A 19,666-nucleotide genomic window follows, 5' to 3' on the forward strand; every position below is an offset into this window, starting at 1 on the left:
AATGCTTCAAACCATCCACAGGAAGAGCGGAACCAGGAGAGGAATAATCCCCCGGCTCACAGCGTCCTCTGTTGTGTATTCCAAAGGAACCTCAACCCACCGGAACAACCCGGCAGGTCAGGGTATCAACATATCTGGCGTTGACTTTTGGCACGCTGTTGAGTTCTCAAAGAACGGACGCTTCCTTCAAAACCGTCTCACCGGTTTCTCCGGACGTTTGCCCTTTCGGTGTCTCCAACCTTACCAGAATCTTTCCGGCTCATTTTCCGGGCCGTTTTTCCGATTCCTGGGTACCGGTCCCCTGGGGACCGTAAGCGGCCCCGGGTTCCCGGTGCGGTGGAGCCGTAAACGTACTGGAGCGGAGCGCCCGGAGGCAAATCGAGGGCGCCCCGCTCCCGTCGGGGCTCTTGCGGAGCCCCGACGAAGGTCAGACCTCGACGACCACGGGCAGGATCATCGGGCGCCGGCGGTAGCTGTCCGAGACCCACTTGCCCACCGTGCGGCGCACCAGCTGCTGGAGCTGGTGGGTCTCCGCGATGCCGTCCTGGGCGGACTTGGCGAGGGCCTCGTCGATCTTCGGCATGACGGCGGCGAAGTCGGTGTCGTCGATCCCGGAGCCCCGGGACTGGATGTGGGGGCCGCCGACGATCTTCCCCGTGGTGCTGTCGACCACCACGAAGACGGAGATGATGCCTTCGTCCCCGAGGATGCGGCGGTCCTTGAGGGAGGATTCGGTGACGTCACCGACGGAGAGGCCGTCGACGTACACGTAGCCGGCCTGGACCTTGCCGGTGATCTTGGCCTTGCCGTCGACCAGGTCCACCACGACACCGTCCTCCGCGATCACGATGCGGTCCTGGGGGACGCCTGTGGCCGCGCCCAGTTCGGCGCTGGCGCGCAGGTGCCGCCACTCGCCGTGGACGGGCATCAGGTTGCGGGGCCGGCAGATGTTGAAGAAGTACAGCAGTTCGCCCGCGGAGGCGTGGCCCGAGACGTGGACCTTGGCGTTGCCCTTGTGGACGACGTTGGCGCCCCAGCGGGTGAGGCCGTTGATGACGCGGTAGACGGCGTTCTCGTTGCCCGGGATGAGGGACGAGGCGAGGATCACCGTGTCGCCCTGGACGATGCGGATCTGGTGATCGCGGTTGGCCATCCGGGAGAGGGCCGCCATGGGCTCGCCCTGGGAGCCGGTGCAGACCAGGACGACCTCGTCGTCGGGCAGGTCGTCGAGCGTCTTGACGTCCACGACGAGTCCGGCGGGGACGTTGAGATAGCCCAGGTCGCGTGCGATGCCCATGTTGCGGACCATGGAGCGGCCCACGAAGGCGACGCGGCGGCCGTGTTCGTGTGCGGCGTCCAGGATCTGCTGGATGCGGTGCACGTGGCTGGCGAAGCTCGCCACGATGATGCGCTTCTGCGCGCTGGAGAAGACCTGGCGCAGCACCGAGGAGATCTCACGCTCGGGCGGGACGAAGCCGGGGACTTCGGCGTTGGTCGAGTCGCTGAGCAGCAGGTCGATGCCCTCTTCGCCGAGGCGGGCGAAGGCGCGCAGGTCGGTGAGGCGGCCGTCCAGCGGGAGCTGGTCCATCTTGAAGTCGCCGGTGTGCACGACCATGCCGGCCGGGGTGCGCACGGCGACGGCGAGGGCGTCGGGGATGGAGTGGTTGACGGGGAGGAACTCGCAGTCGAAGGGGCCGATGCGCTCCCGGTGGCCTTCCTCCACCTCCAGCGTGTAGGGCCGGATGCGGTGCTCCTGGAGCTTGGCCTCGATGAGGGCGAGGGTGAGCTTGGAGCCGATCAGGGGGATGTCCGGCTTCTCGCGGAGGAGGTAGGGGACACCGCCGATGTGGTCCTCGTGCCCGTGGGTGAGGACGATGCCGTCGATGTCGTCGAGGCGGTCCCTGATCGTGGTGAAGTCGGGCAGGATCAGGTCGATGCCGGGCTGCTCCTCCTCGGGGAAGAGGACGCCGCAGTCGACGATCAGGAGTCTGCCGCCGTATTCGAAGACGGTCATGTTGCGGCCGATCTCGCCGAGACCCCCCAGGGGGGTGACGCGGAGGCCGCCCTTGGGGAGCTGCGGAGGCGGACCGAGCTCAGGATGCGGATGACTCAAAAGACTCTCCTTACCACGCGCGCCACGCACCCGCCTGGGTACGTGGCGCGCGGTATTCATGATGCGTACGGGCACGCGCGGGGCGTGCGTACGTGACGTGCGTGTTCCGTTGGGTCGTGCACTGTGCCGGTGTCCGGCGGTATGCAGTTGTGGGAAGTCTGAGGACTACAGGTGTACCCCGCTGTGGGCGAGATCGTGCCTGAGCTGGTCCAGCTCCTCCGGGGCGAGTTCGACCAGCGGGAGGCGCAGCGGTCCTGCCGGATGGCCCAGCCGGGCGAGCGCGGCCTTGGTCGTGATGACGCCCTGGGTGCGGAACATGCCGGTGAAGGCGGGAAGCAGCTTCTGGTGGATCTCGGTGGCCTTGGCGACGTCTCCGCTCAGGTGCGCCTCGAGCAGTGCGCGCAGCTCCGGGGTGACGACGTGGCCGACGACGGAGACGAAGCCGATGGCGCCGACGGACAGCAGCGGGAGGTTGAGCATGTCGTCGCCGCTGTACCAGGCGAGGCCGCTGGTGGCGATGGCCCAGCTGGCGCGGCCGAGGTCGCCCTTGGCGTCCTTGTTGGCGACGATACGGGGGTGCTCGGCGAGCCGGACGAGCGTCTCGGTGTTGATCGGGACGCCGCTGCGGCCGGGGATGTCGTAGAGCATCACCGGCAGCTCCGTCGCGTCGGCGATGGCGGTGAAGTGCCGGTACAGCCCCTCCTGCGGAGGCTTGCTGTAGTAGGGCGTCACCGCGAGGAGCCCGTGGGCGCCGGCCTTCTCCGCGGCGGCTGCCAGCTCGATGCTGTGCGCCGTGTTGTTCGTGCCTGCTCCCGCGATCACGTGGGCGCGGTCGCCCACGGCCTCCACGACCGCCTTGACGAGCTGGGCTTTCTCCGCATCGGAGGTGGTCGGGGATTCTCCGGTGGTGCCGCTGACGACGAGCCCGTCGTTGCCGGCGTCCACCAGGTGAGCAGCGAGCTGCTGCGCGCCGTCGAGGTCGAGCGCACCGTCCGCGGTGAACGGCGTGACCATCGCGGTCAGGACCCGCCCGAAGGGCGTCTGCGGTGTGGAGGTCGGAGCCATGGGCTCCACGCTACTCGCAGCGGACCCCGCCGCGCCGCCTCGGGGCGTCCGATCCGGTGGGGAAGAGGGCCCCGGCACTGCCTGCTCGGGGGTTCAGGCAGTGCCGGGACCGCACAATCACCCTAGATGAACATCTCGAACCGCCGCAATACGGACACCTCCTCGGGGGCTCCGACCGGAGGGCGGGGAGCGCAGCCGGGTGACCGTCCGGCGGGAGACGCGGACGGGTGGACGCCACGGGCGGGAGGGTGCCGTCGCCCCGGCCGGAGGGTGCCGTCGGGCGACCGCCCCGGCGGGCGGTGCCGCCAGGTGGCCGTCCGGCGGACGACGCGGCGGGGGGGGCCGCCGCCGGAAGGCCCGGCCGGTGTTCAGCGGCCCCGCGGCCCGCTCAGGGGGCGACGCGTCCGTTGGCGTTGAACGCGGCGTGGGTCAGCGGCATCAGCTTCGACCACTGCTCCTCCATCGCCTCCCCCACCATTTCGATCTCCCGCTGCGGGAAGCTGGGCACCTTCGCCTGTTCGTGCTGGGTGCGCAGCCCGAGGAAGTGCATCAGCGAGCGTGCGTTGCACGTGGCGTACATCGACGAGTAGAGGCCCACGGGCAGGACGGCGCGGGCGACCTCGCGGGCGACGCCTGCCTCCAGCATCTCCAGGTACGTCGCGTACGCCGTGCGGTACACGCCCTCCATGGCGCGGCCCGTCAGTGCGTGCTGCTCGGACGTGCCCTCGACGAACTCGTACTTTCCCGGGCGGCCCTGCTGGACGAGCTTGCGGGAGGCTCCGGGCACGTAGAAGACGGGCTGGAGCTGCCGGTAGCGACCCGACTCCTCGTTGTAGGACCAGCCGACGCGGTGCCGGTGGAACTCGCGGAAGACGAAGAGGGGGGCGCTGATGAAGAAGGTCATCGAGTTGTGCTCGAAGGGGCTGCCGTGCCGGTCCCGCATCAGGAAGTTGATCAGGCCCTTGGAGCGCTCCGGGTCCTTGTTCAGCTCGTCCAGGGACTGCTCCCCCGCGGTGGAGACCCGGGCGGCCCACAGCACGTCCGTGTCGGCGGCGCTGTGCTTGACCAGCTCGACCGTCATGTCGCTGCGGAAACTCGGGGCGAGCGGGGCGGAGGTGTCGGTCACCTGCGGGGTCCTTCCACGTACGTCTTCCAGGGCGGGAACAGCCTACGGGGAGGGGCTGACAGCCTCGGAAGGCCGGTGCGATAGGCCGTTATGGCGACTCTTAACCGGACAAACGAGACTCGGGGCCAAGAAACGGCACCCCCGGTGACAATCCCTCGCCCCGCGATTGATATTTTTCACATGGGTCCGGCGGCAGCGGGCACTCGGAAGCCGCCCCGGACGTTATCCCTCTAGAAGCGACCGACCGCCCAGAACGATCATGCAGGAGCGCCCCGTCATGTCCCGCCGCGGAGAGACAGTCCCGTTCGCCTTCATAGCTCAGGCCGACCGGTTCCGCAGCAATGTCACCCCGCCGCCCCGTGCCCGCCGCAGCTTCCGCCAGGTCGCCGGCAGCGCCCTGGTCGGAGTGACGATCGTCGCCGGCCTCGTCGGCTCCGTCCTGCTCGGCTCACCCGCGCTCACCGACAACCAGGTCCCCGACCGGGACCACCCGGCGGCGGCCGAAGGCCGCTGACCTCACGGCCGCCCCTGGGAACGGCACCCGGGGGTGGCCGCCCGCGCCTGCCCTCGCTAATGTCACCGCTCACACCGCCGCGCCCGCCCGCGGCGGCAGCCCAGCCGTGGGACGGCCCCGAGCCGCCCCCTGTCGTGAGCGAGCGAGGACCCTGCCGTGCCCCTGCCCTTTGTGACGGCCGACCGTGAGGACCGCGTCCAGGCGGCGCAGTCGGTGACGCTCGCCGAGGCCGACCGCGACCTGTGGCGGCGGCCCTACCGCCCCGGCCCGTGGCGGGTGGGCGGCGGAGCGCTGCTCCTTCTGCTCGCTTCGTACGTGCTCTTCTCGGCCCTGGTCATCGCCCTCGCCGGTTCGCTGCCCAGCGCTGCGGTCTGCGCGGGCTGCGGCGTGCTGGTGATCGTGCTGGCCGTCCGGCTGCTCCGGGCGGGTGTGTGGGTCAGTTCCCACGGCCTGCGCCAGGCGGGGCTCTTGCGTACGACGACGCTGCGCTGGGCCGAGGTCGGGGTGGTGCGCACGGTGCAGCGGCCCGTCAGATGGCTGGGGATGCCGCGCACGGTGCAGGGCCAGGCCCTGGTCCTGTATCCCCGGACGCGGGCCGGCAACGGCGCAGCGGGATCGGACGCCGAGGAACGGCGGATACTGCTGACCGACCACAACGCCGACTTCCTCCCGCGCCGCCCCGGCTTCGAACGGGCCGCCGACGTCATAGAGAGCTGGGCGGCGGAGTCCCGCAGCTGAGGGCGTCGACGGGCGGCCGGCTAGTCGCGGGGGGCGGACTCGTGCAGGGTGATGGCGTGCTGCATGGCCTTCCGGGCCCTGGGGGTGTCGCGGGCGTCGTGGTAGGCGACGGCAAGCCGGAACCACGAGCGCCAGTCCCCCGGGTGCTCTTCCGTCTCGGCCTGGCGGCGGGCGAAGACGGCGTCGGCCGAGGCCCGGTCGATGCGGCCTGACGGTGTCCGCTCCAGTTCGTCGAGGGGCAGTCCGCCCTCGGCCTCGAGCTCGCGGGCGAGCCGTCCGGCGCGGCGGGCGAAGCGCGTGGTGTGCCACAGGAACCACGCGCCGATGAACGGCAGCACCAGCACCGCGACGCCGAAGGGCACGGTGACGGGGGTGCCCTGCTCGATCAGCAGGACACCCCGGCTGCCGACCAGGACGAAGTAGACGACCAGGACGGCGGCCAGCAGAAAGTAGGTGAGCTTCGCGCGCACGGTGCCGTACCCCGTCAGTCCAGGTCGAGGAAGTGTTCGAGGCCGAAGGTCAGCCCCGGGTTGGCCGGCACCTTGCGGATCCCCAGCAGGACGCCGGGCATGAACGAGCTGCGGTGCAGGGAGTCGTGGCGGATGGTGAGCGTCTCCGCCTCGTCGCCGAAGAGGACCTCCTGGTGGGCGACCAGACCGCGCAGCCGCACCGCGTGCACCGGTACGCCGTCCACGTCGGCGCCCCGAGCACCCTCCAGCGACTGGGTGGTGGCGTCGGGCTGGGCCGGCAGCCCGGCCGACTCGCGGGCCTGCCCGATCAGCTGTGCGGTCCGCACGGCCGTGCCGCTGGGCGCGTCGGCCTTACCCGGGTGGTGCAGCTCGACGACCTCGACGGACTCGAAGAAGCGGGCCGCCTGCTGGGCGAAGCGCATCGTCAGCACGGCACCGATGCCGAAGTTCGGGGCGATGAGCACGCCGGTGCCGGGAGAGTCGGCGAGCTGGGCGCGCACCGCCGTCAGCCGCTCGTCCGTCCATCCCGTGGTGCCGACGACGGCGTGGACGCCGTTCGCCAGGCAGTACTCCAGGTTGCCCATGACGGCGTCCGGGCGGGTCAGGTCGACGGCCACCTGCGTGCCCGCGTCGGTGAGCGCGCTGCGCGCGTCCCCGCTGCCCAGGGCTGCCACCAGCTCCATGTCGTCGGCGTTCTCGACCGCTCGCACGGCCTCGGAGCCCATCCGGCCGCCTGCGCCGAGGACGGCTACGCGCAGCTTGCTCATTGTGCTCGTTCCTTACGTGGTGGGTGGGGCAGGTGGGGCGGACGTCAGGCGACGGTCTCGTGCAGGCGGTCGGCCTGGCGGTCGGTGAGCTGCCCGATGACCGACAGCGAGGGGCGGCGGCTCAGCACCTCGCGGGCGACCTCGCGCACGTCGTCGGGCGTGACGGCGTGGATCTTCGCGAGCATGCCGTCCACGGACATCTGTTCGCCCCAGCACAGCTCGCTCTTGCCCAGGCGGTGCATCAGCGCGCCGGTGTCCTCCAGGCCGAGCACCGTAGAGCCTGACAGCTGCCCGATGGCGCGCCGCAACTCGTCGTCGGTGAGCCCGTCACGCGCCACCTGGTCGAGTTCGTCGCGGCAGATCTTCAGCACGTCGGACACCTGTCCAGGACGGCAGCCCGCGTAGACCCCGAACAGGCCGCAGTCCGCGTAGCCGGATGTGTAGGCGTAGGTGCTGTAGGCCAGGCCGCGCTTCTCGCGGATCTCCTGGAAGAGCCGGGAGCTCATGCCTCCGCCCAGCGCGGTGCTCAGTACCGCGAGGGGCCAGCGGCGCTCGTCGTGCCGCGAGACCCCGGGCAGCCCCAGTACCACGTGGGCCTGCTCGGTGGCCCGGTCGACGAAGTCGACCCGTCCGCCGGTGCGCAGGGAGCGGCTGCCCGAGCGGGGCCCGACCGGCTGCTCGCCCCGCGTGCGGGCGAGCGCGCCCGCACCCTCGAACGCGGCGCGCACCCGCTTGACGACCTGCGCGTGGTCGAGGTTGCCCGCTGCGGCGACGACCAGCCGCGTCGGGTCGTAGTGCTTCTTGTAGAAGCGCGCCACCTGGTCGCGGGTCAGCGCGTTGACGGTGTCCACGGTGCCCAGCACGGGGCGCCCCAGCGGGGTGTCGCCGAACATGGTGTGCGCGAACAGGTCGTGGACGCAGTCGCCGGCGTCGTCCTCCGTCATGGCGATCTCCTCGAGGATCACGCCACGCTCGGCCTCGACCTCGCCCCGCTCGATGACGGAGGAGGTCAGCATGTCGGAGAGGACGTCGACGGCCAGCGGCAGATCGGCGTCCAGGACCCGCGCGTAGTAGCAGGTGAACTCCTTCGTGGTGAAGGCGTTCATCTCGCCGCCCACCGCGTCGAGCGCGGCGGAGATCTCCAGCGCGCTGCGCCGCTCGGTGCCCTTGAAGAGCAGGTGCTCCAGGTAGTGCGTGGCGCCGCCCAGCGCCGGGGTCTCGTCGCGGGAGCCGACGTGCGCCCAGATGCCGAGCGTGACGGAGCGCACGGTCGGCACGGACTCGGTGATCACCCGGAGCCCGCCGGGCAGCACGGTCTTGCGGACGGTGCCCGCGCCGTTCTCGCCCTTGATCAGGGTGGTGGTACGGGCGACGGCCCGCCCTGCCTCAGAGGCGGGGCGGGCCGTCGTACGGGACGTACGGGTCACTTCGCGGACTCGTCCTCGGACTTCTCCGCGTCCCCCTCGGCGGAGCCGCTGTCGGACTCGGCCTCGTCCATGACGGGGATGAGGGAGAGCTTGCCGCGCTGGTCGATCTCGGCGATCTCGACCTGGACCTTCTGGCCGACACCGAGGACGTCCTCGACGTTCTCCACGCGCTTGCCGCCGGCCAGCTTGCGGATCTGCGAGATGTGCAGCAGACCGTCCTTGCCGGGCAGCAGCGAGACGAAGGCACCGAAGGTGGTCGTCTTGACGACCGTGCCCAGGTAGCGCTCGCCGACCTCGGGCATCGTCGGGTTGGCGATGCCGTTGATGGTGGAGCGCGCCGCCTCGGCGGCCGGGCCGTCGGCGGCACCGATGTAGATGGTGCCGTCGTCCTCGATGGTGATGTCGGCGCCGGTGTCCTCCTGGATCTGGTTGATCATCTTGCCCTTCGGGCCGATGACCTCGCCGATCTTGTCCACCGGGATCTTGACGGTGATGATCCGCGGCGCGTTCGGGGACATCTCGTCCGGAACGTCGATGGCCTCGTTCATCACGTCGAGGATGTGCAGCCGCGCGTCGCGGGCCTGCTTGAGGGCCGCGGCCAGCACGGACGCCGGAATGCCGTCCAGCTTGGTGTCGAGCTGCAACGCCGTGACGAACTGCTTGGTGCCGGCGACCTTGAAGTCCATGTCGCCGAAGGCGTCCTCGGCACCGAGGATGTCGGTCAGCGTCACGTAGTGGGTCTCGCCCTCGATGTCCTGGGAGATCAGGCCCATGGCGATACCGGCGACCGGGGCCTTGAGCGGCACACCGGCGTTCAGCAGCGACATAGTGGAGGCGCAGACCGAGCCCATGGACGTCGAACCGTTGGAGCCCAGCGCCTCGGACACCTGGCGGATCGCGTACGGGAACTCCTCGCGGGTCGGCAGCACCGGCACCAGCGCACGCTCGGCGAGCGCGCCATGGCCGATCTCGCGGCGCTTCGGCGAACCGACGCGGCCCGTCTCACCGGTGGAGTAGGGCGGGAAGTTGTAGTTGTGCATGTAGCGCTTGCGGGTCACCGGCGAGAGGGTGTCCAGCTGCTGCTCCATGCGCAGCATGTTCAGCGTGGTGACGCCCAGGATCTGCGTCTCGCCGCGCTCGAACAGCGCCGAGCCGTGCACCCGCGGGATGGCCTCGACCTCGGCGGCCAGGGTGCGGATGTCGGTGACACCGCGGCCGTCGATGCGCTTCTTCTCCTTGATGACGCGCTCGCGCACCAGGGTCTTGGTCAGCGCACGGTAGGCGGCCGAGATCTCCTTCTCGCGCCCCTCGAACTGCGGGAGCAGCTTCTCGGCGGCCACCGCCTTGACGCGGTCCAGCTCGCTCTCGCGCTCCTGCTTGCCGCCGATGGTCAGGGCCTGGGCGAGCTCGTCGCGCACGGCGGAGGTGAGCGCCTCGAGGACGTCGTCCTGGTAGTCCAGGAAGATCGGGAACTCGGCGACCGGCTTGGCGGCCTTCGCGGCGAGGTCGGACTGGGCCCGGCACAGCACCTTGATGAAGGGCTTGGCGGCCTCGAGACCGGCGGCGACGACCTCCTCGGTCGGCGCCTCGGCACCGCCCTTGACCAGCTCGATGGTCTTCTCGGTGGCCTCGGCCTCGACCATCATCACCGCGACGTCGCCGTCGGGCAGCGTGCGGCCGGCGACGACCATGTCGAAGACGGCCTCCTCCAGCTCGCTGTGCGTCGGGAAGGCCACCCACTGGCCGCGGATGAGGGCGACGCGGGTGCCGCCGATCGGTCCTGAGAAGGGCAGGCCGGACAGCTGCGTGGAGCAGGAGGCGGCGTTGATGGCGACCACGTCGTAGGCGTGGTCGGGGTTGAGCGCCATGACCGTCTCGACGATCTGGATCTCGTTGCGCAGGCCCTTCTTGAAGGAGGGGCGCAGCGGACGGTCGATCAGCCGGCAGGTGAGGATGGCGTCCTCGGAGGGGCGGCCCTCACGCCGGAAGAAGGAGCCGGGGATCTTCCCGGCCGAGTACATCCGCTCCTCGACGTCGACCGTCAGGGGGAAGAAGTCCAGCTGGTCCTTGGGCTGCTTGGAGGCGGTGGTGGCCGACAGCACCATGGTGTCGTCGTCCAGGTACGCCACGGCGGAACCGGCGGCCTGCTTGGCCAGGCGGCCCGTCTCGAAGCGGATGGTGCGGGTGCCGAAGGCGCCGTTGTCGATGACGGCCTCGGCGTAGTGGGTCTCGTTCTCCACCAGGAATATCTCCTCGTCGTCGTCCGCTGCACGTCTCGCAGCGGACCGTGTGCTCGACGGAGCGCTCCGGTGCGGGCCGGTCTTCGATCGAAGCTCCCGGAGCCGCCGTGGACCTCCACGGGTCCGGGGGCCACTACCGAGGACCGGCGTCGGGTTGCGCTTCCGTCTCGTCTCTGTTTCGTACTGTCGTTGTGCGATGTCTCGCGTGACAAGACTACAAAGCCTCACCGTCCCATGAGAGACGGCTGTGCTCTGATACGTCGAAGGGAGCGGCCCCCGAACGGGAACCGCTCCCTTCCTCAGCTGCTAGCGGGCGCCCGCCGCGCCGCGGCGGATGCCGAGGCGCTCGACCAGCGCACGGAACCGCTGGATGTCCTTCTTGGCCAGGTACTGCAGCAGGCGGCGGCGCTGGCCGACCAGCAGCAGCAGACCGCGGCGCGAGTGGTGATCGTGCTTGTGGGTCTTCAGGTGCTCCGTCAGGTCGCTGATGCGACGGGAGAGCAGCGCCACCTGGACCTCGGGGGAGCCGGTGTCACCCTCCTTGGTGGCGAACTCGGAGATGATCTGCTTCTTCGTCGCGGCGTCGAGAGACGACACTCGTACTCCTAGGGGTCGTGACCGCCGAGCGTCCCTGGTCTGTGTCACAGGGAATTCTTCGATACTCGACAGGCCGGTACAGGGTACCAGTGGCTAGCTGGTGAGACTCCGGGCGGCCGAGTAGACGTCCATCACCGCCAGGCACAGCGGCACCAGCGTGAGCAGGACGAAGGTCTCCAGTATCTCCACGAACCGCCCCCAGAAGGGGGTCACGCCCTTGCTCGGCACGGTCAGCCCGATGGCGATCACCAGCACGGCGCCCACGGCCAGCGCGGCGCTCAGCCACACGGTACGCAGCGCGTCGCCGCCCGCGGGGAAGTCGCCCGCCAGGCCCACGCCCAGCAGCACCAGTGCGGCGAGACCCGCCACCAGCGAGCTGGCCACCTGCGAGGTGTAGCGGAAGAGCCGGGCCCGCAGCAGCATCGCGATGCCCGTCGCCAGGACGAGCAGCTGTCCCCACCCCGAGTCGGAGAAGCCGAGCACCGCGCAGGAGACGGTGACGACGGCCGCGCAGCCGCCGCCCAGGCCGACCAGCAGCTCGTGGCCGCGCCGCGCCTGGGCCGCGATGCGCTCGGCGTCGATCGGGCCCTGGGTCTGCGGCGCCGCGTCCGGGTCGGCGTCGTAGTCGCTCATCCCGGTGCGGGTGGTCTCGTACCCGATGGGCAGGCGGGCGAAGCGGGTCGAGAGGCCCGGCAGGAACGCCAGCACGCCGACCGCCACCGGGGCACAGATGGCGGCGGTCTCCACCGGACGGATGTCGGTCACGATCGCGATGAAGGTGATCACGGTACCGATGGTCGCCGTGAAGGCGGCGGCGACGAACGGCCCGTCACCGTTGGGTGTCAGCGCGACCAGGACGGCGGCAGCCAGCAGGACGCTCACGCAGCCGAGCAGGAATTGCAGCCTGCCCACCCCGTGCCCCTCGTCCAGGGGCAGCAGACCGCTGCCTGCCACCATCAGGTGCGGCATCGCTCCGAGCCCCAGCGTGACGGCGGTGGGCCGGTCACCGTAGACCCGGGCCCGCACGGCGGACAGCGCCAGCAGCAGCACACCGGCGACGGCCGCGAGGATCCCCGCGAGGCCGTGCATGTCGTGGCCCACCGGGTCGGAGAACCACAGCACCACCGCTGTCAGCGCCAGCAGCACACCGCCGCCGATCAGCCCGGCGGCGCGCATCATGCCGTCGCCCCACAGCTTGCGGTCCTTGGTGACCGCGGAGGCGACGGCGTCGGAGACGTCGTCGAAGACGGCAGGCGGCAGCGACTCGGCGAACGGGCGCAGGCTGAGTACCTCGCCGTCGAGGATGCGCTGGGCCGTCAGCGAGCGGGAGCTGTCCAGCACGGTGCCGTCGCGGCGCACCAGGTGGTACCCGACGGGGGCGCCCTCGGCCGGGCTCTGCCCCGACAGCCTGAGGATCTCGGGGTAGAGATCGGCGACCGCGATGTCCTCGGGGAGCGCGACGTCGATCCGGCTGTCGGGCGCGACGATGGTCACCCTGCAAAAACCGGTGTCCAGGCCTGCTCCGACCGCCCGCCCGTGCGGGCCTGCCGCTCCTCGAGCACCCCCGGCGCCCGGCTGCCCGCCGGGCCCGGTGGCGGCGGCGGAAGCCGTCGTACTCACCTGTGTGTCCCCCTCGAAAGCCTGCCGGGCACCTGCCCGCGCTGCTGAGCACCTGCTGTGTGTGCGGGTGTGTCGGGCTGCGAACGCCTGTGTGAGCGACTGCTGCGGTCGCGGCGGCAGCGCGCGCCACCCTACCGGTCCCGGTCAACTCACTCTGCCATTAGGATCGCCAGGCGCGGAGGGGGGACCATCGCCATGGGGCGCCGCACCGGGAAAGTCCCTTCCGCCACAAGGGACACCAGGGAACGCAAGGGAAATTGGTGCGCGAGTGACCCAGATCGTCGTCAAGCGTCCGCCTCGGGCACTGCCCCCGGAAGTACCGGGCGAGCAACTGGAGTTGCAGCCGCCGCCCGAACTGCCGCGCGGCCAGCATGAGGGCATGTGGCTGCAACTCCTGCCGATGCTCGGCATGGGCGGGTCCAGCGTCTACTTCCTCATGCCCGGCATGAACTCCCACCCCATGATGAAGATCATGGGCGTCCTGATGCTGTTCTCGACGCTCGCCATGGTCATCGCCATGGTCATCAGGATGCGCCGCGGCACCCAGGGCGAGATGGCGCAGTCGCGCCGCGACTACCTCAAGTACCTGGCGCAGACGCGCCGCACCGTGCGCAAGACGGCCCTCAAGCAGCGCGACGCCCAGTTCTACCTGCACCCCGAGCCCGACCAGCTGTGGTCACTGGTGGCCGAGGGCAGCAGGGTGTGGGAGCGGCGCCCCTCCGACGGCGACTTCGCCCAGGTGCGCGTCGGCCTCGGCGCCCAGCAGCTGGCCACCCCCCTGGCCGCACCCGAAACCGCGCCCGTGGACGAACTGGAGCCGCTGACCGTCGGCGCCATGCACCAGTTCCTCAACACCCACGCCACCCTCGAGAACCTGCCCATGGCGGTCTCCCTGCGGGCCTTCTACCACGTGACGCTCAGCGGAGACCCCGACACCCTCTACGGGGCCGTGCGCGCCATGCTCTGCTCGCTGGCCGCCCTGCACTCCCCCGAGGAACTCGTGATCGCGGTCGCGGCCGGACGCGAGTCCTACGCCTCCTGGGACTGGGCCAAGTGGCTGCCGCACGCGCAGGCCAAGGACGCCGCCGACGGCGCCGGCGCCCGCCGGCTGATCGTCTCCGACACCCTCCAGATGGAGGAGCTGCTGGCCGCGCGCCTGGAGGGACGGCCCCGGTTCAACGGTGCCGCCGACCCCGTACTGGAGGCGCCCCACCTCGTCGTCGTACTGGACGGGACCGCCGTCCTGCCCAACTCGCTGCTGGCCGCGCCCGAAGGCCTCCAGGGCGTCACCATCGTCGAGATCGTCCCCGGCGACATCGACGTGGCGCGCGGCGGCCTCTCCGTCGTCGTGCAGCCACGCGCCCTGCGCCTGGAGTCCGGCCACGGACTCGTCTACGACGGCACCCCCGACACGCTCTCCTACCCGGCCGCCGAGGCCGTGGCCCGGCAACTCGCCCCGCTGCGCGCAGGCTCCGGTGACGACGGCGACGAACCGCTGCTGGCCAAACTGGAGTTCACCGACCTTTTGAGCCTCGGCGACGCCGCCTCCGTCGACGTCTCGCGCACCTGGCGGCCCCGCTCCCAGGCCGAACGGCTCCGCGTCCCCATCGGCGTCGGCGAGGACGGACAGCCGGTCATGCTCGACCTGAAGGAGGCCGCGCAGGACGGCATGGGCCCCCACGGGCTGTGCGTCGGCGCGACCGGCTCCGGCAAGTCGGAACTCCTGCGCACCCTCGTGCTCGGCCTCGCGGTCACCCACTCCTCCGAGACCCTGAACTTCGTCCTCGCGGACTTCAAGGGCGGCGCCACGTTCGCCGGCATGGCACACATGCCCCACGTCGCCGCCGTCATCACCAACCTCGCCGACGACCTCACCCTCGTCGACCGCATGGGCGACTCCATCCGCGGCGAGCTCAACCGGCGCCAGGAGATGCTCCGCGACGCCGGCAACTACGCCAACATCCACGACTACGAGAAGGCCCGCGCCGCGGGCGCGCCCCTCTCCCCCGTCCCCTCACTCGTCCTCGTCATCGACGAGTTCAGCGAGCTGCTCACCGCCAAACCCGACTTCATCGACATGTTCATCCAGATCGGCCGCATCGGCCGCTCCCTGGGTGTCCACCTGCTGCTCGCCTCCCAGCGCCTGGAAGAGGGCAGGCTGCGCGGCCTGGAGACCTACCTGTCCTACCGCGTCGGCCTGCGCACCTTCTCCGCCGCCGAGTCCCGCGCCGCACTCGGCGTCCCCGACGCCTACCACCTGCCGTCCGTACCCGGCTCCGGCTACCTGAAGTTCGGCACCGACGAGATGACCCGCTTCAAGGCCGCCTACGTCTCCGGCGTCTACCGCGCCGGCAGCGACGGCGAAGCCACCGCCAGGGGACCCGTCGGGGGGAACCGGCGCCCCGTGCTGTTCACCGCCGCCGAGGTGCCGGTACAGCGCCCCGACCCCGACACCGTCGCCCCCGTGCCCGCCCAGCCCGTCGGCGGCGCCGACGACGACGCGCTGGCCGACACCGTCCTCGACGTCGTCGTACGGCGCCTCGAAGGCCAGGGCACACCCGCCCACCAGGTGTGGCTGCCCCCGCTCGACAACGCCTCCCCCCTCGACGAGCTCCTCCCCGGACTCGCGCCCGTCGAAGGCCGCGGCCTGACCGTCCCCGACTACCCGCGGCTCGGCCAGCTCGTCGTCCCTGTCGGCCTCGTCGACAAGCCCTTCGAGCAGCGCCGCGACCCGCTGTACCTCGACTTCTCCGGCGCCGCGGGCCACATGCTCGTCGTCGGCGGACCCCAGTCCGGCAAATCCACCCTCGTACGGTCCCTCATCTCGTCGTTCGCCCTCACCCACACACCCACCGAGGTCCAGTTCTACGGGCTCGACTTCGGTGGCGGCGGCATGTCCGCGGTCGCCGACCTGCCCCACGTCGGCGGCACCGCCTCCCGCCTCGACCCCGAACGGGTCCGCCGCACGATCGCCGAGGTCTACGGCATCCTCAACCGCCGCGAGGAGTACTTCCGCGCCCACAGCATCGACTCCATCGCCACCTACCGCAGGCGCCGCTCCCGCGGCCAGATCACCGACCAGGCCTGGGGCGACGTCTTCCTCGTCCTCGACGGCTGGGGCAACTTCCGCAACGACTACGAAGGCCTCACCGACATCGTCGGTGACATCGCGGCCCGGGGCCTGGGCTACGGCATCCACCTGGTCATCACCGCCTCCCGCAACATGGAGGTACGGGCCGCGCTGAAGGACCTGCTGATGAACCGCCTCGAGCTGCGGCTCGGCGACACGATGGACTCCGAGTTCAACCGCAAGGTCGCCGCCAACGTGCCCGCCGGCGTCCCAGGACGCGGCCAGACCATGGAAGCCCTGCACTTCATGACGGCCGTCCCCCGCATCGACGGCGTCAGCTCCGACGACGACCTCGCCGACGCCAGCGCCGAGATGTGCCGCACCGTGGGCGCGCACTGGCAGGGCGACCCGGCCCCCCGCGTCCGGCTCCTGCCCCGCGAACTCCCCGCGGCGCGGCTCCCCGGCGGCGGAGAGCACCCCGAACGCGGCGTCGCCTTCGCCATCGACGAGAACAACCTCGAACCCGTCTTCGTCGACTTCGAGACCGACCCGTTCTTCCTCGTCTTCGGCGAGAGCGAATCCGGCAAAACGGCGCTGCTGCGGCTCCTCGTCCAACAGATCACCCAGCGCTACTCCGGTGACGAGGCGAAGATCGTCGTCGGCGACTACCGGCGCTCGCTCCTCGGCGCCATCCCCGACACGCACCTGCTCGAATACGCGCCCATGTCCAACACCATGGAGACGCACATGAACGCGCTCCGCGACCTGATGGACCGGCGAGCGCCCTCCCCCGACGTCACACCACAGCAGCTCAGGGACCGCAGCTGGTGGAGCGGGCCGCAGATCTTCATCGTCGTCGACGACTACGAACTCGTCGCCACCTCCAGCGGCAACCCCCTCTCCGTCCTCACCGAGCACCTGCCCTTCTCCCGCGACGTCGGCGTACGCTTCCTCATCGCCCGCAGCTCGGCCGGCGCCTCACGCTCCATGTTCGAGTCCTTCATGACCCGCATCAAGGAACTGGGCGCCCAGGGCGTCCTCCTGTCCGGCGACCCCAACGAGGGCGACCTCCTCGGCAACGTCCGCCCCCGCCCCATGCCCCCCGGCCGCGGCTTCTTCGTCTCCCGCAAGCGCGGAACCCCCCTGGTGCAGTTGGGGTGGCTGCCCGACGAGCAGTAGAGGTGAGGGAGTGGGGCGGGGTGGGGTGCGGGGGTGGCCTGACTCGTTGAGGGAGCACGGGTTCGGGCGGGCATCCGCACCGGACAACGGGTGCGAGCACGGAAAGAGTGCTCTCTCGGGCGGACGGCCTGTGCGCCACCCACCACGCCCAGTAGTCTTGACCCGAACGAAGCGCGCGAAGGGAGAGCCACCGGTGGGTACTCAGCAAGAAAAAGAAGAGCTGTACGCGTTGGACATCTCCGACGCCGTCTGGGAAAGCGCCCCCGGCAGCCCCGAGGACGAACGCGTCGAGATCGCCCACATCGCCGGCGGCGCCGTCGCCATGCGCAACTCCAAGGAACCGGACGTCGTCCTGCGCTACACCGCCGCCGAATGGCACGCCTTCGTCCTGGGCGCACGCGACGGCGAATTCGACCTGGAGCCGACGGTGCGCAATGGAGGCGTGGCGGAATGAGGGGGCGGAGGCCATGAGCCCCGCGGACCCCGCACGGGCCGCCTCCAACTCGCCTTCCGGCCAGGGCAAAACAGCGGGCGGGGCCACGGTTTCCCGCAACCCCGCCCGCTTACTACGGCCCTAAGGCTCACCAACCGCCGATCTGCTCGAAAAGGCGGCTGGCCTTGAGGTCGGTAGCGTGGTACTTACCACTGCCGTCTCGGACCAGGGCCTCGATGCGGCCGAGCTGCTCCTTGATGTCGTTGGCACGAGCCTGCCACTGCTTGTCGACAGCACGGAACATTTGTTTCGCTTCGCCCTCCCAGACTTCTTCGGTCTTCTGGACCTCACGCCAGAGCGCTTCCATCTGGTCGAGGACCATCTGCTTGCGAAGCTTGATCTGCTCGGCGATCTCGTCGAGGTGGGAATAGTTGACCTTGAGTGCGCTCAGCGGGTCTTCAGCGGACATGCCTTCTCCGATCACGTACAGGAAAGTGCGGTCATGGTGCGGGCGCGGTACGGAGCGTGCGGGGGCGGTCAGACGCCGTTCAGTTTGCTGCCAGGCCCCGGAGTCCCGACCTCCCGGCCGTTGTAATCTGCTCCTCCGCCGCCGTCGAGGCCGGCATTGATTCCGTGCAGGCCGCTGTCAGCACTGATGTGACCGCCCGCTTCGGAGCCGTTGACATCGATCCCGCGGAACGCGTTGACGATCTCGTCCTCATTACCACCGGCCATCTTCGACGTGCCGTGAGCCGCGTCGATGAGTCCGTTCAACATCTGGTTGATGGCGTGGTGATCGTTGTTGATGCTGTTCTGCGCCCGCTGGAAGGCGGAAGCGCCGGCACCTGTCCAGCCGGCGCTGACCATTCCGATGAGGGTCTGCAGGTGCCGGACGTTCGTGTGCAGTTGACCGCTGATCTCTGTCAGGTTGCTCTTGAACTTGGCGAACTCGCCAGGATCGAGCTTCTGGCCGTAACCTGCAACTTCCGCCATGAGAATGCCTTCCTTCTCTTGGGTCTGTTCGTTCCGTCTACGACGCGGCGTACTGCCGCACTAGTTCCGCCTCTGGCGTACGACGGCGAAGCCGCACCCCGCGAGGACGATGACCCCCGCCGCGATGCCGCCCGCGGGGAGTAGCCAACCACTGTCCTCTTCCTGCGACTTCGAGTCTGCCACCTCGACCTTGTCAGGGGCATCGTCTTTCCCCGAGTTCTTCTCGTCGGACGACTTGGGCCCGGCGCTCGCGGTCGAAGGGCCCGTCTTTTCGTTGGTGAGAGGGCTGATGTCCGGATCACCCGGGTCGCCCTTTCCCTCCAGAAGATTGAGGCGGGGGCGGACAGCGCCGTAGCCGAGGTATTTGCTCTGAGTCTTCTCGTTGCCGGCGAGACCGGCCGTCTTCGTCAGGACGCGAAGAACCTGGTTGCCGGTCCAGTCCGGATGCTTGGACCAGATCAGGGCAGCGGAAGCAGAGGCGACCGCGCTGGCCATACTGGTGCCTTGTTGCTTACTACAATAATTCGCCCGCTTGGCGTCACACCAGCCAGGCAGGCCTTCACCTGGTGCAGCGAGGGTGACCTCGTCCCCGTAAGAGGAGAACTTGCTGACCTTACCGTCACTCCCAGTCCCGGCCACTCCGGCGACGTCAGGATAACCCGCGGGGTATGATTGTAGATTTCCCTCATTCGCCTCGTTTCCGGCGGACGAGAACATGATCTTGCCTTTTTTGGCGGCGTATTCGACTGCTTTCCCCAGCTCAGGGCCAGGTGGCCCTCCGAACGACATGTTGATGATCTGCGCGTCGCTGTCGGCGGCGGCTCTGACGGCCTTGTCCGCATGAGAGAACAGCGCACCCTTTTCGCGGCCTTTCACACCGTCGAGACCCACTCGATAAGGGATAATCTTCGCGTCAGGCGCGAGGCCCTTGAGGGAGCCGCCTTCCCCTGTTCCCGCGATCAATTCGGCCATAGTCGTGCCGTGACCGGTGTCGTCCTTGGTCTCGTCGCCAGACGCATTGGCGAAGTCGCGCCCCGGCAGGACCTGCCCCTTCAAGGCACGCGTCGACGAATCAACGCCAGTGTCCACGACTGCGACGGTGATGCCCTTACCGGTACTGACCTTCCACATCTTCTCGGCCTGCATCGCTTTCAGGTACCACTGCTGTGATCGCACGTCCTGAGCGGTGGCAGTCGAAGCCGCATTCCATTGCAGCGCGACGAAAACGCCGAGTGCCATCGCCCCGGATACGGAACGCTGCCACACAGCCAGAGTGGGTCGATGCCCGCCAAGCGTCACGGAATCACTCATTCT

Annotated in this window: 16 protein-coding genes; 4 read left to right on the top strand and 12 right to left on the bottom strand. The window is 69.7% G+C overall.

All coding sequences use genetic code 11. From position 1 onward, the window contains the following. Positions 1-427: 427 nt before the first annotated feature. The 3 genes from DQ392_RS13445 to thyX form a co-directional block, all read right to left on the bottom strand. Complete coding sequence (locus tag DQ392_RS13445) at positions 428-2,113, bottom strand: ribonuclease J (RefSeq protein ID WP_114015821.1); 1,686 nt, start codon at positions 2,111-2,113, stop codon at positions 428-430. A gap of 165 nt (positions 2,114-2,278) precedes the next feature. Then, complete coding sequence (gene dapA / locus DQ392_RS13450) at positions 2,279-3,178, bottom strand: 4-hydroxy-tetrahydrodipicolinate synthase (RefSeq protein ID WP_114015822.1); 900 nt, start codon at positions 3,176-3,178, stop codon at positions 2,279-2,281. Between the two features lie 388 nt (positions 3,179-3,566). Beyond that, positions 3,567-4,259 (bottom strand): FAD-dependent thymidylate synthase, encoded by a 693-nt coding sequence (gene thyX / locus DQ392_RS13455; protein WP_425470531.1) that lies wholly within the window; start codon positions 4,257-4,259, stop codon positions 3,567-3,569. A 322-nt stretch (positions 4,260-4,581) separates the two neighbouring features. Between thyX and DQ392_RS13460 the strand changes: the two genes are divergently transcribed. Both DQ392_RS13460 and DQ392_RS13465 read left to right on the top strand, forming a co-directional pair. Then, on the top strand, positions 4,582-4,818 hold the full coding sequence (locus DQ392_RS13460) for a hypothetical protein (protein ID WP_114015824.1): 237 nt from the start codon (positions 4,582-4,584) through the stop codon (positions 4,816-4,818). A 156-nt stretch (positions 4,819-4,974) separates the two neighbouring features. After that, the gene (locus DQ392_RS13465) at positions 4,975-5,556 is read left to right on the top strand and encodes a hypothetical protein (protein ID WP_114015825.1); all 582 of its coding nucleotides are present in this window, start codon (positions 4,975-4,977) and stop codon (positions 5,554-5,556) included. 20 nt (positions 5,557-5,576) lie between these two features. On the opposite strand, the gene DQ392_RS13470 is transcribed toward DQ392_RS13465, so the two are convergent. The 6 genes from DQ392_RS13470 to eccD form a co-directional block, all read right to left on the bottom strand. Continuing rightward, entirely contained in the window at positions 5,577-6,026 is a 450-nt protein-coding gene (locus DQ392_RS13470) for a hypothetical protein (protein WP_114015826.1), read from the bottom strand. Between the two features lie 14 nt (positions 6,027-6,040). Next, the gene (gene dapB, locus DQ392_RS13475) at positions 6,041-6,793 is read right to left on the bottom strand and encodes a 4-hydroxy-tetrahydrodipicolinate reductase (RefSeq protein ID WP_114015827.1); all 753 of its coding nucleotides are present in this window, start codon (positions 6,791-6,793) and stop codon (positions 6,041-6,043) included. Between the two features lie 44 nt (positions 6,794-6,837). Then, a complete protein-coding gene (locus DQ392_RS13480) occupies positions 6,838-8,220 on the bottom strand; it encodes a M16 family metallopeptidase (RefSeq protein WP_114015828.1) in 1,383 nt (460 codons plus the stop codon). Next, positions 8,217-10,460 carry a polyribonucleotide nucleotidyltransferase gene (locus tag DQ392_RS13485; RefSeq protein WP_114015829.1) on the bottom strand — a complete coding sequence of 748 codons (2,244 nt, stop codon included), beginning with the start codon at positions 10,458-10,460 and terminating at the stop codon, positions 8,217-8,219. The genes DQ392_RS13480 and DQ392_RS13485 overlap by 4 nt, the downstream gene beginning before the upstream one ends. Before the next feature lie 306 nt (positions 10,461-10,766). Further along, the gene (gene rpsO / locus DQ392_RS13490; RefSeq protein WP_016470189.1) at positions 10,767-11,057 is read right to left on the bottom strand and encodes a 30S ribosomal protein S15; all 291 of its coding nucleotides are present in this window, start codon (positions 11,055-11,057) and stop codon (positions 10,767-10,769) included. Positions 11,058-11,150: 93 nt separating this feature from the next. Next, positions 11,151-12,677, bottom strand: a complete 1,527-nt coding sequence (eccD, locus tag DQ392_RS13495; protein ID WP_114015830.1) for a type VII secretion integral membrane protein EccD — start codon at positions 12,675-12,677, stop codon at positions 11,151-11,153. A 268-nt stretch (positions 12,678-12,945) separates the two neighbouring features. On the opposite strand from eccD, the gene eccCa reads away from it, so the two are divergent. Together eccCa and DQ392_RS13505 are read left to right on the top strand one after the other, a co-directional pair. Beyond that, positions 12,946-16,926 (top strand): type VII secretion protein EccCa, encoded by a 3,981-nt coding sequence (gene eccCa, locus DQ392_RS13500; protein ID WP_114015831.1) that lies wholly within the window; start codon positions 12,946-12,948, stop codon positions 16,924-16,926. Between the two features lie 193 nt (positions 16,927-17,119). After that, on the top strand, positions 17,120-17,380 hold the full coding sequence (locus DQ392_RS13505) for a DUF397 domain-containing protein (protein WP_114015832.1): 261 nt from the start codon (positions 17,120-17,122) through the stop codon (positions 17,378-17,380). A gap of 127 nt (positions 17,381-17,507) precedes the next feature. On the opposite strand, the gene DQ392_RS13510 is transcribed toward DQ392_RS13505, so the two are convergent. The 3 genes from DQ392_RS13510 to DQ392_RS13520 form a co-directional block, all read right to left on the bottom strand. Next, positions 17,508-17,828, bottom strand: coding sequence for a WXG100 family type VII secretion target (locus DQ392_RS13510; RefSeq protein WP_114015833.1), 321 nt, complete (start codon positions 17,826-17,828; stop codon positions 17,508-17,510). A 68-nt stretch (positions 17,829-17,896) separates the two neighbouring features. Then, on the bottom strand, positions 17,897-18,352 hold the full coding sequence (locus tag DQ392_RS13515) for a WXG100 family type VII secretion target (protein ID WP_114015834.1): 456 nt from the start codon (positions 18,350-18,352) through the stop codon (positions 17,897-17,899). Between the two features lie 60 nt (positions 18,353-18,412). After that, the gene (locus tag DQ392_RS13520; protein WP_245981435.1) at positions 18,413-19,663 is read right to left on the bottom strand and encodes a S8 family serine peptidase; all 1,251 of its coding nucleotides are present in this window, start codon (positions 19,661-19,663) and stop codon (positions 18,413-18,415) included. Between the last annotated feature and the right edge of the window lie 3 nt (positions 19,664-19,666).

Origin of the sequence: Streptomyces reniochalinae, from assembly GCF_003323735.1 — a bacterium.
In the GTDB taxonomy this organism is placed as follows: Bacteria; Actinomycetota; Actinomycetes; order Streptomycetales; family Streptomycetaceae; genus Streptomyces; species Streptomyces reniochalinae.